The 13,271-nt window shown below is 71.6% G+C and carries 13 protein-coding genes; 6 read left to right on the forward strand and 7 right to left on the reverse strand.

What is annotated here, in order from left to right; all coding sequences use genetic code 11:
- Positions 1-87: 87 nt before the first annotated feature.
- A complete protein-coding gene (locus ACR9ZK_RS16990) occupies positions 88-750 on the forward strand; it encodes a Maf family protein (protein ID WP_481343132.1) in 663 nt (220 codons plus the stop codon).
- A 33-nt stretch (positions 751-783) separates the two neighbouring features.
- Here the strand turns inward: ACR9ZK_RS16990 and ACR9ZK_RS16995 are convergent, their stop codons facing one another.
- Genes ACR9ZK_RS16995 through ACR9ZK_RS17005 form a run of 3 tightly spaced genes read right to left on the reverse strand, consistent with a single transcriptional unit; the run spans position 784 to position 4,794 of the window.
- Entirely contained in the window at positions 784-2,091 is a 1,308-nt protein-coding gene (locus tag ACR9ZK_RS16995; protein ID WP_481343133.1) for a hypothetical protein, read from the reverse strand.
- Entirely contained in the window at positions 2,045-3,613 is a 1,569-nt protein-coding gene (locus ACR9ZK_RS17000) for an acyl-CoA carboxylase subunit beta (protein WP_481343134.1), read from the reverse strand. The genes ACR9ZK_RS16995 and ACR9ZK_RS17000 overlap by 47 nt, the downstream gene beginning before the upstream one ends.
- Positions 3,610-4,794, reverse strand: a complete 1,185-nt coding sequence (locus tag ACR9ZK_RS17005; protein ID WP_481343135.1) for an acyl-CoA dehydrogenase family protein — start codon at positions 4,792-4,794, stop codon at positions 3,610-3,612. Before ACR9ZK_RS17005 ends, ACR9ZK_RS17000 begins: the two co-directional genes overlap by 4 nt.
- Positions 4,795-4,854: 60 nt before the next feature.
- On the opposite strand from ACR9ZK_RS17005, the gene ACR9ZK_RS17010 reads away from it, so the two are divergent.
- The 4 genes from ACR9ZK_RS17010 (at position 4,855) to ACR9ZK_RS17025 (ending at position 7,860) form a co-directional block, all read left to right on the forward strand.
- A complete protein-coding gene (locus ACR9ZK_RS17010; protein ID WP_481343136.1) occupies positions 4,855-5,250 on the forward strand; it encodes a MerR family transcriptional regulator in 396 nt (131 codons plus the stop codon).
- A gap of 87 nt (positions 5,251-5,337) precedes the next feature.
- Complete coding sequence (locus tag ACR9ZK_RS17015; RefSeq protein WP_481343137.1) at positions 5,338-6,216, forward strand: sulfurtransferase; 879 nt, start codon at positions 5,338-5,340, stop codon at positions 6,214-6,216.
- Between the two features lie 28 nt (positions 6,217-6,244).
- On the forward strand, positions 6,245-6,700 hold the full coding sequence (locus tag ACR9ZK_RS17020; protein ID WP_481343138.1) for a SufE family protein: 456 nt from the start codon (positions 6,245-6,247) through the stop codon (positions 6,698-6,700).
- Positions 6,701-7,215: 515 nt separating this feature from the next.
- Positions 7,216-7,860, forward strand: a complete 645-nt coding sequence (locus ACR9ZK_RS17025) for a helix-turn-helix domain-containing protein (RefSeq protein WP_481343139.1) — start codon at positions 7,216-7,218, stop codon at positions 7,858-7,860.
- Between the two features lie 52 nt (positions 7,861-7,912).
- On the opposite strand, the gene kynA is transcribed toward ACR9ZK_RS17025, so the two are convergent.
- The 4 genes from kynA to ACR9ZK_RS17045 all read right to left on the reverse strand — a co-directional run bounded on the left by kynA (position 7,913) and on the right by ACR9ZK_RS17045 (position 11,272).
- A complete protein-coding gene (gene kynA, locus ACR9ZK_RS17030; protein WP_481343140.1) occupies positions 7,913-8,794 on the reverse strand; it encodes a tryptophan 2,3-dioxygenase in 882 nt (293 codons plus the stop codon).
- Between the two features lie 22 nt (positions 8,795-8,816).
- The gene (locus tag ACR9ZK_RS17035; protein WP_481343141.1) at positions 8,817-9,332 is read right to left on the reverse strand and encodes a DUF3806 domain-containing protein; all 516 of its coding nucleotides are present in this window, start codon (positions 9,330-9,332) and stop codon (positions 8,817-8,819) included.
- 81 nt (positions 9,333-9,413) lie between these two features.
- Positions 9,414-10,397, reverse strand: coding sequence for a glycosyltransferase family 2 protein (locus ACR9ZK_RS17040; protein WP_481343142.1), 984 nt, complete (start codon positions 10,395-10,397; stop codon positions 9,414-9,416).
- A gap of 32 nt (positions 10,398-10,429) precedes the next feature.
- Positions 10,430-11,272 (reverse strand): aldo/keto reductase, encoded by an 843-nt coding sequence (locus ACR9ZK_RS17045; protein WP_481343143.1) that lies wholly within the window; start codon positions 11,270-11,272, stop codon positions 10,430-10,432.
- Positions 11,273-11,388: 116 nt separating this feature from the next.
- On the opposite strand from ACR9ZK_RS17045, the gene ACR9ZK_RS17050 reads away from it, so the two are divergent.
- Positions 11,389-13,173, forward strand: coding sequence for an acetyl/propionyl/methylcrotonyl-CoA carboxylase subunit alpha (locus tag ACR9ZK_RS17050; RefSeq protein WP_481343144.1), 1,785 nt, complete (start codon positions 11,389-11,391; stop codon positions 13,171-13,173).
- Positions 13,174-13,271: the final 98 nt, after the last annotated feature.

A 13,271-nucleotide genomic window follows, 5' to 3' on the forward strand; every position in this document is an offset into this window, starting at 1 on the left:
GGGGGAGGGGGGGGGCGGGTTCTCCTTGCGCTGGCCTGCCCCCTTCCATCCGGGGGCCCCCCCCGGCCCTGGCCGTATGCTGCCCGCATGGCGACTGACCCCCTCTCCGCGCCCGCCCGTGTCAGCGTCGTCCTCGCCTCGGCGTCCCCCGCTCGTCTCGAGACGCTGCGCCGGGCCGGCATCGACCCGATCGTCATGGTCAGCGGCGTCGACGAGGACCTCGCCCTCGCCGAGGCGACCGAGCGCTACGGGCCCCTCGAACCGGCCGACATCGCGCTGCTGCTGGCCCGGGCGAAGGCCGAGGAGGTCGCCGCCCGCTCGGACCGGGCGGCCCTCGTGCTGGGCTGCGACTCGGTGCTGGAGCTCGACGGAGAGATGCACGGCAAGCCGGCGGACGGGGCCGAGGCGGTCTCCCGCTGGCGCCGGATGCGGGGACGGTCCGGCGTGCTGCACACGGGTCACTGGCTCGTCGACGACCGCGACGACTCCGGGGCGACGCTCGGGGCGACCGCCTCGACGACCGTCCACTTCGCGCGCCTGTCCGACGACGAGATCGAGGCCTACGTCGCCACCGGCGAGCCGCTGAGCGTCGCGGGCGCGTTCACCGTCGACGGGCTCGGCGGCGCGTTCGTCACGGCCGTCGAGGGCGACCACCACAACGTCGTCGGCCTGTCGCTGCCCCTGCTGCGCGAGCTGCTCGCCGACGCCGGCATCGAGTGGTTCGACGTCGTAGGGCGCTCGGCGGAGTGAGGCGACCGCCGAGCCGGTAATCCGTCTGCCCGGTCAGGGGTAGAGGTCGTCGGTGAGGTTCTCGATGACGAGGTAGTTCTCGGTCCACCACCACATCTGCGCCGCTCCGGCGACGACGATGAGCCCGAGGACCCACCAGCGGTAGCGCTCGACCCGGGGCAGCCTGAGGAACCAGGCGATGACGAGCGTCATCGGGAACGCGAGCATCGCGTACCGGATCCGGCTCGGCGTCGTGCTCGTGACGAGGAGCAGGTACGCCGGGTACGCACCGGCCCAGCCCCAGATCTCCGGGCCCCACCGCCACGAGTGCCGCGACAGCATGAACCAGGCGAAGGCGGCCACCCCGGCGATGCCGAGAACCTGGCCGATGACACCCCAGTAGTCGTAGAGCAGGTTCCACCACAGGTAGAGCTTGACCTTGGTCTGGATGTTCCAGGCCAGCATCGTCTGGTTGTAGGCGTCGGGGGTCTCGGTGGCGATCGACACGATCGTCGGCCACAGCCAGGTCAGGGCACCGGCGTAGGCCGCGAGCCCCGCCATGAGCCAGCGGAACCGCACCGGGTTGGTGCCCTCGTCCTTCTTCCACCAGCGGACCGCGGCGTGGGCGAGGATGACCGGGACCATGGCGATGACGACGTTGCGGCTCAGCGACAGCACGAGCAGGGCGAGCACGACCCAGCCGTACCGGCGGCGGCGCAGCAACCACAGCGTCGTCGTGACGCCGAGCAGTGCCGTCGACTCGGTGTACGAGGCGGAGAACGCCGGCGAGGCGATGTAGAAGCACGTCGCGACGACGGCGACGACGGCCTCCCAGCGGCCGACGACCTCGTCGACGAGCTTGAAGAGCATGTGCATCGCGGCGAACCCGACGAGGGTCGACAGCAGCGGCGCGACGAGGACGAACGGCAGGCCCGTCAGCTTCATGACGAGCCCGACGGTCATCGGGAACACCGGGAAGAAGGCCCACGGGTTCATGTCGATGCCGCCCCAGCCCGCCCGTGGGAGGACGGCCGGGTACCCGTGCTCGGCGATGACGCGGTACCACTGGCCGTCCCAGTTCGTCATCGCGACGAGGTAGCCGGGGTCGGCGGGCGACGGGTAGAAGATGCGGATGTTCTGCGTGCCGATGGGCAGCGGGATCTGGTACCGGGCCAGGTAGCTGCCGGCGACGAGAACGAAGACCCGGGACACCGCGTAGACGGCGAAGGGGAACCAGACGGGGAACCGGCGCCAGAAGGGCTGGTGCGCCTCGACGGCCCGGTCCGGGTGCTCGAGGCGGTGACCGAGGCGCGACTCAGACCGGCGGGACGGAGCGTCGGCGGTCGCTGAAGTGACGGTCACGCCGGGAAGCATAGGCCAGACGCCGGGCCAGCTCCGAGCGCAGTTCGGAGGCCTCGATGACCGCGTCGACGACGAGGTCCGCGGCCAGCCGTTCGATGTCGACGTCCTCCTCGTACTCGCGGCGACGCTCGGCGACGAAGGCGTCGCGGGCCGCCTCGCCCTGCTGCTGCTCGATCTCGGCGATCTTGTTGGCGTAGACGGCGTTGACGGCGGCCTCGGGGCCCATGACGGCGATCCGCGCGGTCGGCAGCGCGATGGTCGCGTCGGGCCCGAAGCCCGGCCCGCCCATGGCGTAGAGCCCGGCCCCGTAGGCCTTGCGGACGACGACGCAGAACTGGGGCACGGTGGCCGACGAGACGGCGCTGACCATCTTGGCGCCGTGCCGGATGATGCCGCCGCGCTCGACATCGGAGCCGATCATGAACCCCGGCACGTCGGCGAGGTAGACGAGCGGGATGGAGAAGGCGTCGCAGAGCCAGATGAAGCGCGCGGCCTTGTCGGCGCTGTCGGTGAACAGGACCCCGCCCTTGACGAGCGAGTTGTTGGCGACGATGCCGACGGTTTCGCCGGCGATCCGACCGAACCCGATGACCAGCTCGCCGGCCCAGAGCGGTTTCAGCTCGAAGAACGAGTCGTCGTCGACGAGCCCGTCGATGACCTCGTGGATGTCGAAGGGGACCGACTCGCGCTCCGGCACCGTGTGCTCGGTCAGCGGCTCGGCGGGGTCCTCCGGGTGGTAGGTCGGCGGGCTGTCGCGCCACGAGCCGGGCACGTAGGAGAAGTAGAGCTTGGCCAGCTCGATCGCCTCGACGTCGTCGTGCGCCAGCAGGTCGCCGACGCCGGAGACGCTGCAGTGCATGCGCGCACCGCCCATCTCCTCGAGGGTGACCTTCTCGCCGACGACCATCTCGGCCATGCGCGGGCTGCCGAGATACATCGACGCGTTGCCCTCGACCATGATGATGAGGTCGCAGAAGCTCGGGATGTACGCACCGCCGGCCGCGCTCGGGCCGAACAGGCAGCAGATCTGCGGCACCTTGCCCGAGAGCGCCACCTGGTTGTGGAAGATCCGACCCGCGCCGCGGCGGCCCGGGAACATCTCGACCTGGTCGGTGATGCGGGCGCCGGCGGAGTCGACGAACCAGAAGACGGGCAGCTCCTCGCGCAGCGCCATCTCCGTCGCCCGGACGATCTTCTCGACGGTGCGCGACCCCCAGGACCCGGCCTTCACGGTCGGGTCGTTGGCGATGACGACGGCGGGGCGTCCGTCCACGGTGCCGCGACCGGTGACGACGCCGTCGGCCGGCAGGCCGGGCGCGAGCGCGTTGGCGTAGCGGCCGTCCTCGACGAAGCTGCCCTCGTCGAAGAGCAGGGCGATGCGGTCGCGGACGTAGATCTTGCCCTGGCTGTCGAGCTTGGCCTTCGCCTTCTCCGGGGGCAGCTCGGACGCGGCGTGCGCGGCCGCGAGGCGGCGTCGGACGTCACCGACGCGGGGGTCCGGCGCGTGGTGGCCGGTGCTCATGCCGGCAGCCCCAGGCCACGGGCGATGAGCATCCGCTGGACCTCGGAGGTGCCTTCGCCGATCTCGAGGATCTTGGCGTCCCGGTAGAACCGGGCCACCGGGAACTCCTCCATGAAGCCGTTGCCGCCGAAGACCTGGGTCGCGATGCGGGTGGCGGTCACGGCTGCCTCGGTGGCGTACAGCTTGGCGATGGCCGCGGCGTGCTTGACCTCCTTGACCGACCGGCGGCCCTCGTGCAGCTCGTCCTTGAGCCAGGCGGCCTTGTAGGTCAGGGTCCGGGCGGCCTCGACGCTGACCGCGAGGTCGGCGATCTGGAACGAGACGCCCTGGTTGACGCCGATCGGCTTGCCGAACGCGGTACGGGTCCTGGCGTAGTCGGTGGCCAGCTCGAGGCACGCCTGCGCGCAGCCGACGGCGAGGGAGGCGATGGCGATGCGGCCGTCGTCGAGGGTCTTGAGGAACTGCTTGAAACCCTCCCCCTCGGCGCCGAGCAGGTTGGCCACCGGCACCCGGCAGTCCTCGAAGGTGAGGCCATGGGTGTCGGAGACGTGCCAGCCGAGCTTGTGGTAGGCGGGCTCGACGACGAAGCCCGGCGTGCCGGCGGGCACCATGATCGCGGAGATCCGGGCCGAGCCGTCCTCGTCCGTGCCGGTGCGGGCGGTGACGGTGACGACCGAGGTGATGTCGGTGCCGGAGTTGGTGATGAAGGCCTTCGCGCCGTTGAGCACCCACTCCTCGCCGTCGCGCACGGCCCTCGTCCGCGTGGCGCCCGCGTCGGAGCCGGCCTCGGGCTCGGTGAGGCCGAAGCCGGCGAGCGCCCGCCCGGCGACGAGGTCGGGCAGGAAGCGCTGCTTCTGCTCCTCGTCGCCGTACGTGAGGATCGGGTTGATGCCGAGGCCGACGCCGGCCGACAGGGTGATGCCGATCGACTGGTCGATGCGGCCGAGCTCCTCGATGGCGACACAGAGGCTCGTGAAGTCGCCCTGCCCCGGCGCCGCGCTGCCGCCGTACTCCTCGGGCACGACGAGTCCGAACAGGCCGAGGTCGCCCATCTTCGGCACGAGGTCGGTGGGGAAGTGGGAGGCGGCGTCCCACTTTGCGATGTTCGGCGCGACCTCCTTCTCGGCGAAGTCGCGGACGACCTGTCGGAAGTCCTCGTGCTCCGGGCTCAGCTCGAACATCAGTGTTCTCCTTGTGGGATGCGCTTGACGCTTACGTAAACGTAAAGCACGATCGAAGCCATGACAAGTGCGCCGACATGGACCATCGCGCAGGTCGCCGAGGAGTTCGGCGTCACGCATCGCACGGTGCGCCACTACGAGGAGCTCGGGCTCATCTCCCCCGAGCGGCGCGGCACGCAGCGGGTCTACCACCGGCGCGACCGCACCCGCCTCAACCTCATCCTGCGCGGCAAGCGGCTCGGCTTCCCGCTCGAGCAGATCCGCACGATCATCGACCTGTTCGACGCTCCCCGGGGCCGCCGCGCCCAGCTGGAGTACGTCCTCGGCCAGATCGACGAGCGCCGCGCGGACCTCGACCAGCGGCTGCGGGACGTGCAGGACGCCATCGCCGAGCTCGGTGAGTTCGAGCGCCGGTGCCGCGAGGACCTCGCCCGGCTGGAGTCCGACGCCTCCTGAGGCCCGTCCAACGCGGTGCGGCACCCATGACGCTGCGTTATGGGTCCCCCTAGCGGAACTCGCGCCCGGTCGTGACACGATGGCGGCATGAGCGCTGCAGACCCGAAGTTCTCCGCCTACGCACACCCCGAGCGTCTCGTCACCACCGAGTGGCTGGCCGAGCAGCTGGCCGCGGGCAACGTCGGCGGCCCGGACGGGATCGCCCTGCTCGAGTCGGACGAGGACGTGCTGCTCTACGACACCGGCCACATCCCCGGAGCCCTGAAGATCGACTGGCACGTCGACCTCAACGACCCGGTGACCCGGGACTACGTGGACGGCGCGCGCTTTGCCGAGGTCCTGGGCGCCCGCGGCATCGCGCGCGACACGACGGTCGTCATCTACGGCGACAAGAGCAACTGGTGGGCCGCCTACGCCCTGTGGGTGTTCAGCCTCTTCGGCCACGAGGACGTCCGTCTCCTCGACGGCGGCCGCGCGAAATGGGTCGCGGAGGGCCGCGAGCTGACGCGTGAGGTCCCGACGCCGAAGCCGGCCCAGTACCCCGTGGCCGAGCGTGACGACGCCCCGATCCGCGCCTTCAAGGACGACGTGCTCGCCCACCTCGGCAAGCCGCTCGTCGACGTTCGCTCGCCCGGCGAGTACTCGGGCGAGCTGCTCCACATGCCGGACTACCCCCAGGAGGGCGCGATGCGCGGCGGGCACATCCCCGGCGCAAGGTCGGTGCCGTGGGCCCGCGCGGCGAACGAGGACGGCACGTTCAAGTCGCGCGAGGAGCTGGAGGCGATCTACCTGGCCGAGCAGGGCCTGGCACCGACGGACGACGTCGTCGCCTACTGCCGCATCGGCGAGCGCTCGTCGCACACGTGGTTCGTCCTGACGCACCTGCTCGGCTTCGAGGCGGTCCGCAACTACGACGGGTCGTGGACCGAGTGGGGCAACGCCGTTCGTGTCCCCATCGAGAAGTGACCGGACCGACCGAGGCGCCCTGATCCCGATGACCGACACTCCCCTCCCGACGGCCTTGGCCGAGATCGCCGAGGACTTCCGCACCGCCTCGACCGACCTCAAGCTGCAGCTGCTCCTCGAGTTCAGCGACGAGCTGCCCGCCCTGCCCGAGCGCTATGTCGGCCACCTCGACCGGCTCGAGCGCGTCGACGAGTGCCAGTCACCGCTGTTCCTCACGGTCGAGGTGGACGACGGGTCGTCGTTGGACGACCGCGCGGTCCACCTGTTCTTCGACGCCCCCGCGGAGGCACCCACGACCCGCGGCTTCGCGGGCATCCTCCACGAGGGCCTCGACGGGCTGACCGCGGCAGAGGTCCTCGCCGTCCCGGACGACGCCCCGATGCGGTTCGGCCTCGCCGAGGCCGTCTCCCCGCTGCGCATGCGCGGCATGGTCGCCATGCTGGCCCGCATCAAGCGCCAGGTGCGTGCCAGGACCGCGGCGTGACCTGCGCCCGGGCCAGGTCGGCCGCCCCTTCCTACGTCACTGCTCACTCTCACTGAGCACTGACGTACCAGCAGCACCCCACGCCGCCGCGGCGACACCCACCGCTACGTCACTGCTCACTCTCACTGAGCACTGACGTACCAGCAGCACCCCCACGCCCCCGCAGCCACACCCTCCCACCGCTACGTCACTGCTCACTCTGACTGAGCACTGACGTACCAGCAGCACCCCCACGCCCCCGCAGCCACACCGTCCCACGGCTACGTCACTGCTCACTCTGACTGAGCACTGACGTACCAGCAGCACCCCCACGCCCCCGCAGCCACACCCTCCCACGGCTACGTCACTGCTCACTCTGACTGAGCACTGACGTACCAGCAGCACCCCCACGCCCCGCAGCGACACCCTCCGACCGCTACGTCACTGCTCACTCTCACTGAGCACTGACGTAGAGGTCGGGGGCCGGCACCTTGGACCCGGCCGCCTCTGTCGGTGGGTCGTGACAGCGTCGGTCCATGGTCGCTCCCGCTGCACCGTCGTTCTCCGATCCCGATTACGTGGGGCGCCTGGTGGTGCGCGTGCGGCGCCGGGCCGACCTCAGCCAGCGAGACCTCGCCGCACGGGTCGGTCTGGCCCCGGCGTCGGTGGCCCGCATCGAGTCGGGAACAGGCCTGCCGAGCCTCGCGACCTTGAGCAAGATCCTCGAGCTCGCCGGGCTCCGGCTGGCTGTCCTCGACTCCAGCGGACAGGAGGTCGAGCCGGTGCCGGTGGACGGCGTCCGGGACAACCAGGGGCGCCGCTTCCCGGCGCACCTGGACGTGGCGCCTCCGGACGAGGTGCCCTACGAGCGGTGGGCCTACCCGCGCTACGACCGACGGCCGGCGAGGGGTTGGTACGGTCTCCGGCCGGCGCGGGACCGCGCCCTGGCCGACGGCCCGCGGCGTGAGCGCCCCGCGGACCACCCGACCGAGGGCGAGCTCGAGACCCGCGCCCGGCTCATGCGCGGCCCGCAGCCCCTGACACGGCCTCCCCGGCAGCTCGAGCCGGAGTGCTCGTGCCCCGACGCGTGCTTCGAGGAGCTCTGCATCGCCGAGTGCACCTGCCAGTGCGAGCCTCGGCGCAGCAGGTTCGTCGTGCCGTCCCGCTCCATCGGAGCCTGACCCGAGGCTGACCGGAGCGTGACCAGGGGCCCCGGCCCGCCCGTGCCGGCGGTCAGCCGCCGATCCGGGTGCGCACCTCGTAGAGCTCGGGGAAGAACGTGAGGTCGAGGGCCCGACGCAGGAAGTCGACGCCGCTCGAACCTCCGGTCCCCGTCTTCTGGCCGATGGTCCGCTGGACGACCTGCAGGTGCCGGAACCGCCACTGCTGGAAGTTGTCCTCGAGGTCGACGAGCTCCTCGCAGGTCTCGTACACGCCCCAGTGGTCGTGCGGCGCCGCGTAGACACCGGCGAAGACGTCCACGAGTCCCGGCTCGAGCCGGTACGGCTGGGTCCAGTCCCGCTCGAGCAGGTGCGCGGGGACCGCATATCCGCGGCGCGCCAGGTAGGCCAGGAACGCGTCGTAGAGACTCGGCTCGTGCAGCAGCTCGTCGAGCGCGGTGCGGGCCGTCTCGTCATGGGAGAAGACCGCCACCATGTCGGCGTTCTTGTTGCCGAGGAGGAACTCGACCTCGCGGTACTGCGCCGACTGGAACCCGGAGCTCGTGGCGAGGAAGGGCCGGATCTGCGCGTACTCGCTCGGCGTCAGCGTCGCGAGCACCGACCACTGGTCCGTCAGCGAGTGCTGGATGTGCTTGACCCGGGCGAGCCTCTTGAGGGCGGGGGCCAGCTCGTCGGAGGCGAGGAGGTTCCGGGCGGACCGCAGCTCGTGGATCATCAGCTTGAGCCACAGCTCGGACGTCTGGTGCTGGATGATGAAGAGCAGCTCGTCGTGCTGCGGGGGGTCGCTGAGCGGCTGTTGCGCGCTCAGCAGCGTGTCGAGACGCAGGTAGTCGCCGTACGACATCCGGCGCGTGAAGTCGCGTTCGATGCCCTGCTCCAGGTCGCGTCGGCTGCGCGCATCCGTGTCACCGGTGGCACCGTCCGTTCCGTTCATGACCGCGATCCTAAGGGCCCGCTCAGCGCGGGCGAGGACGCAGGCGGACCAGGTGCGACACGACGCCCGGGATCCAGCCCGTCTCGCCACGCATCCACCGGGCGCCGACGAGGTTGTGCGGGACGACCACGGTGTCGGCCCGTGCCGCGACGAGTCCCAGGTCCGTGCCGAAGGCATCGGTGACCACGGCCCAGTCCCGGGCGCTGTGTCGTGTCAGGTGCTCACCGATCGCGATGGCGAAGGTGTCGACCACGACGTCGGACCCGCCCCCGGCCGACGGGTCCGCCTGGACGGCGCGGAACTGCTGGTCGAAGTGCGAACCGATGGACTCCAGGTCGTCGACGTCCACCCCGAGCGTCCGAGCGCGGTCCAGGCCCGCGGAGATCCGGGCGCGCTCCTCCTCACCGAGTGGGCGGCTCTCCGGACGCCCCGAGGGGTCGGGCACCAACGAGTCGTCGGTCTCCGGGGCCTCGTCGACGGCGGGTCGCCCCTCGGTGTCGGTGACCTCGGAGCTCTTGCGGCGGGAGAACAGACCCATGCCGCCAACGTACTGCGGCGCAGGGAGCCCGCCCAGCCCCGTCCATGCCGGGCCCACCACACCCGGGTGAGCCGGTCCGCCTCAGCCGGAGAGCAGAGCGCGGAGGTCCTCGGCCTGTGGGCCCGTGCGGCGCGGCTCGGACGGACCCCACGACGCCTGTCGCACAGCCGCACCCAGCCCCCAGCCGATCCCCATGACCGTCACACCCAACCGCAGGGCGCGAGCCCGCAGACCCGACGCCCCGCCGACACCACGAAGCTCACCAGCCACCCAGCGGCGCAGGTCGGCCGAGCCCAGACCGCGATGCCGCGCCACCATGACCGCGTGGTTGCGGCGTCCGTACAGCTTGTAGCGGGTGTCGAACCGGGCGCCCCTGACGTGCGGCGCGGGCAGGTGGTCGACCACGGCGTCAGGGGCGAAGACGACTCGTCCGCCGATCCGCCCGACACGCAGGAACACGTCGGTGTCCTCGCGCAGCGCGGTGCCCGGGTAGTCGTCGCGGAACCCGCCGAGGTCGGCCAGCACCGAGCGCCGGAACGACATGTTGGCGCCGATCCCGTGGTCGACCTCGAACGGGGCGTCCGCCGTCACGGCGAACCCTTCGGTCAGGCGGCCGTTCGGCAGGTAGCGCCCGACCGGCTGGTCGTAGCGCTCCTCTCCCGCGATCCCGTTGCGGGTGCGACCGGCGACGGCCGCGACGGAGGGGTCGCGGTACGCGGCGCGCACCGCCCCGGACCAGCCGGGTTCGACGACGACGTCGTCGTCGAGGAAGGCCACGACCTCACCGGTGACCCGGCGCAGCGCCTCGTTGCGGGACCGTGTCATCCAGCCGGCCAGCTGCGGCGCCCAGACGAAGTGCAGCGGCACGTCGTGCGCGTCGACCTCCGCACTCCTGTCCCTGGCCGACGCGTCGACGACGACCACCTCGTCGACGGGGTCCTCGAGAGCGGCGATACCGGCCAGGCAGCGGTCGAGGAAGGCCGCGCGCTCGTACGTGACCACGCAGACGCTGAGGCCGGCCCGTCCGCGCCCGGCGACGTGCTGCCCGACCACCCCCTCGTCCATGGCCGCACCCTAGCGACGGGGTGGGGAACCCGTCAGCCGAACGTGTCGGGGTCCGGGCCCGTGCGCCGTCCGCGGTCGAGGCCGGCCAGGGCATCGAGAGCCTCGCGGTCGAGGGCGAAGTCGAAGAGGCGGGCGTTCTCCTCGATGCGCTCGGGCGTCACCGACCGCGTCAGGACGACGTTGCCGAGCTCGATGTGCCACCGCAGGACGACGCGGGCCGGCGAGACGTCGAGTCGGCGCGCGACGTCGGTGACGACCGGGTCCTCGAGGAGACCCGCCCGGACGGCGAGCGGGCTCCACGCCTCCGTGACGATCCCGTGCTCCTCGTGGAAGGCACGCAGCTCACGCTGCTGGAGGTACGGGCTCAGCTCCACCTGGTTGACGGAGGGCAGCACCCCGGTCTCGTCGAGGAGTCGCTGCAGGTGCGGCACCTGGAAGTTGCACACGCCGACCGAACGGACGCGTCCCTCCTGCTGCAGCTCGAGCATCGAGCGCCACGCGGCGACGTACCGGTCCTGCTTCGGCGCGGGCCAGTGGATGAGGTAGAGGTCGAGCACGTCGAGGCCGAGCCGCCCCATGGACGCGTCGAAGGCGCCGCGGACGTCGTCGTGGTCGTCGTTCCAGACCTTCGTCGTGACGAAGACGTCGTCGCGGGGCAGCTCGGACGCGGCGAGGACGCGGCCGATGCCCGCCTCGTTGCCGTAGAGCCGCGCGGTGTCCAGGTGGCGGTAGCCGACCTCGAGCGCGCGCCCGGCGGCGGCGTCGACCTCGGCGTCCGGGACCTCCCAGACACCGAAGCCGAGCTGGGGCACGGCGAGGCCCGGGGTGCTGGCGTGGCCGAGAGGAAGGGTCGGGACCGTCTGTCGTGGCGTCATGGGACACACGCTAGATCGGGGACGGTCCGGCAATGTGCTGGACCTCACGGCGAGACGGCGGGAATGAGCCGGGTGACCGGAAAGCGGGCCACGGCCCAGCCGCTAGAGTCCGAACCATGGCTCCCATCAGCAAGGTCTTGATCGCCAACCGTGGTGAGATCGCCGTCCGGATCGCCCGGGCCTGCACCGACGCCGGCATCGCCTCGGTGGCCGTGTACGCCGACCCGGACCGGGACGCGTTGCACGTCACGGTCGCCGACGAGGCGTTCGCCCTCGGCGGGGCGACCCCCGGTGAGAGCTACCTGGACCAGGACAAGCTGCTCGAGGTCGCGGCCCGCTCCGGGGCCGACGCGGTCCACCCCGGCTACGGGTTCCTGGCCGAGAACGCCGGCTTCGCGCAGAAGGTCATCGACGCCGGCCTGACCTGGATCGGCCCCGGCCCGGAGGCCATCGACGCCCTCGGTGACAAGGTCAAGGCCCGCCACATCGCCACCAAGGCCGGCGCGCCGCTGGTGCCCGGCACCACCGACCCGGTCGCCGACGCCGACGAGGTCATCGCCTTCGCGAAGGAGTACGGGCTGCCGGTCGCGATCAAGGCCGCCTACGGCGGCGGCGGCCGCGGCCTGAAGGTGGCCCGCACCCTGGAGGAGATCCCGCACCTGTTCGAGTCCGCGGTCCGCGAGGCCGTCACCGCGTTCGGGCGCGGCGAGTGCTTCGTCGAACGGTTCCTGGACAAGCCCCGGCACGTGGAGACCCAGTGCCTGGCCGACCAGCACGGCACCGTCGTCGTCGTCTCGACTCGGGACTGCTCGCTGCAGCGCCGCAACCAGAAGCTCGTCGAGGAGGCCCCCGCCCCGTTCCTGACCGAGGCCCAGCACACCGAGCTGCTGCGCGCGTCCAAGGCCATCCTGCGCGAGGCCGGCTACGTCGGCGCCGGCACCTGCGAGTTCCTCGTCGGCCCGGCCGGCGACATCAGCTTCCTGGAGGTCAACACCCGCCTGCAGGTCGAGCACCCGGTCTCCGAGGAGGTCACCGGCATCGACCTGGTCCGCGAGCAGTTCCGCATCGCGAACGGCGAGCACCTCGACGAGGTCGACCCGGAACCGCACGCGCACTCCATCGAGTTCCGGATCAACGGCGAGGACCCCGGCCGCGGGTTCCTGCCCGCCCCCGGCACCGTGACCCGGATGGTCGTGCCGCACGGCCCCGGGGTGCGCTGGGACGCCGGCATCGTGCAGGGCGACACCGTCGCCGGCGCGTTCGACTCGATGATCGCCAAGCTCATCGTCACCGGCCGCGACCGCACCCAGGCCCTGCAGCGGGCCCGCCGCGCCCTGGCCGAGCTGCAGATCGAGGGCATGCCCACCGTCGTCCCGTTCCACCGCGCCGTCGTCACCGACCCCGCGTTCGCCCCGACCGACCCGGACCAGCCCTTCACCATCCACACCCGCTGGATCGAGACCGAGTTCGACAACCAGATCCCCGCCTACGCCGTCACCGGCCCCGACGCCGCCGGCGCGGCCCCCGAGCCGCGCCAGACCGTCGTCGTCGAGGTCGGCGGCCGCCGCCTCGAGGTGTCCCTGCCCGGCGACCTGGCCATCGGCAACGGCGCGGCCACCACCCGCAAGAAGGCCCCGAAACGCGCCGGCGCGTCCAAGGGCGGCGCCGCCGCCTCCGGGGACTCCCTGACCGCCCCGATGCAGGGCACCATCGTCAAGATCGCCGTCGCCGACGGGGCCACCGTCGCCGCCGGCGACCTCGTCCTCGTCCTGGAGGCCATGAAGATGGAACAACCCATCACCGCCCACAAACCCGGCATCATCACCGGACTGAGCGCCACCGTCGGCCAGACCGTCACCTCCGGCGCCGTCCTGGCCGACATCAAGGACACCGAGACGTAGCCCGCCAGCACCTCCGCCCGCCGACCCCACGTGGGATCCGGTGTCGTCCGAGACCGCGAGCTGTCTCTTATACACATTTGACGCTGCCGACGACGGAG

This window comes from Monashia sp. HAY1-5C, from assembly GCF_056755255.1.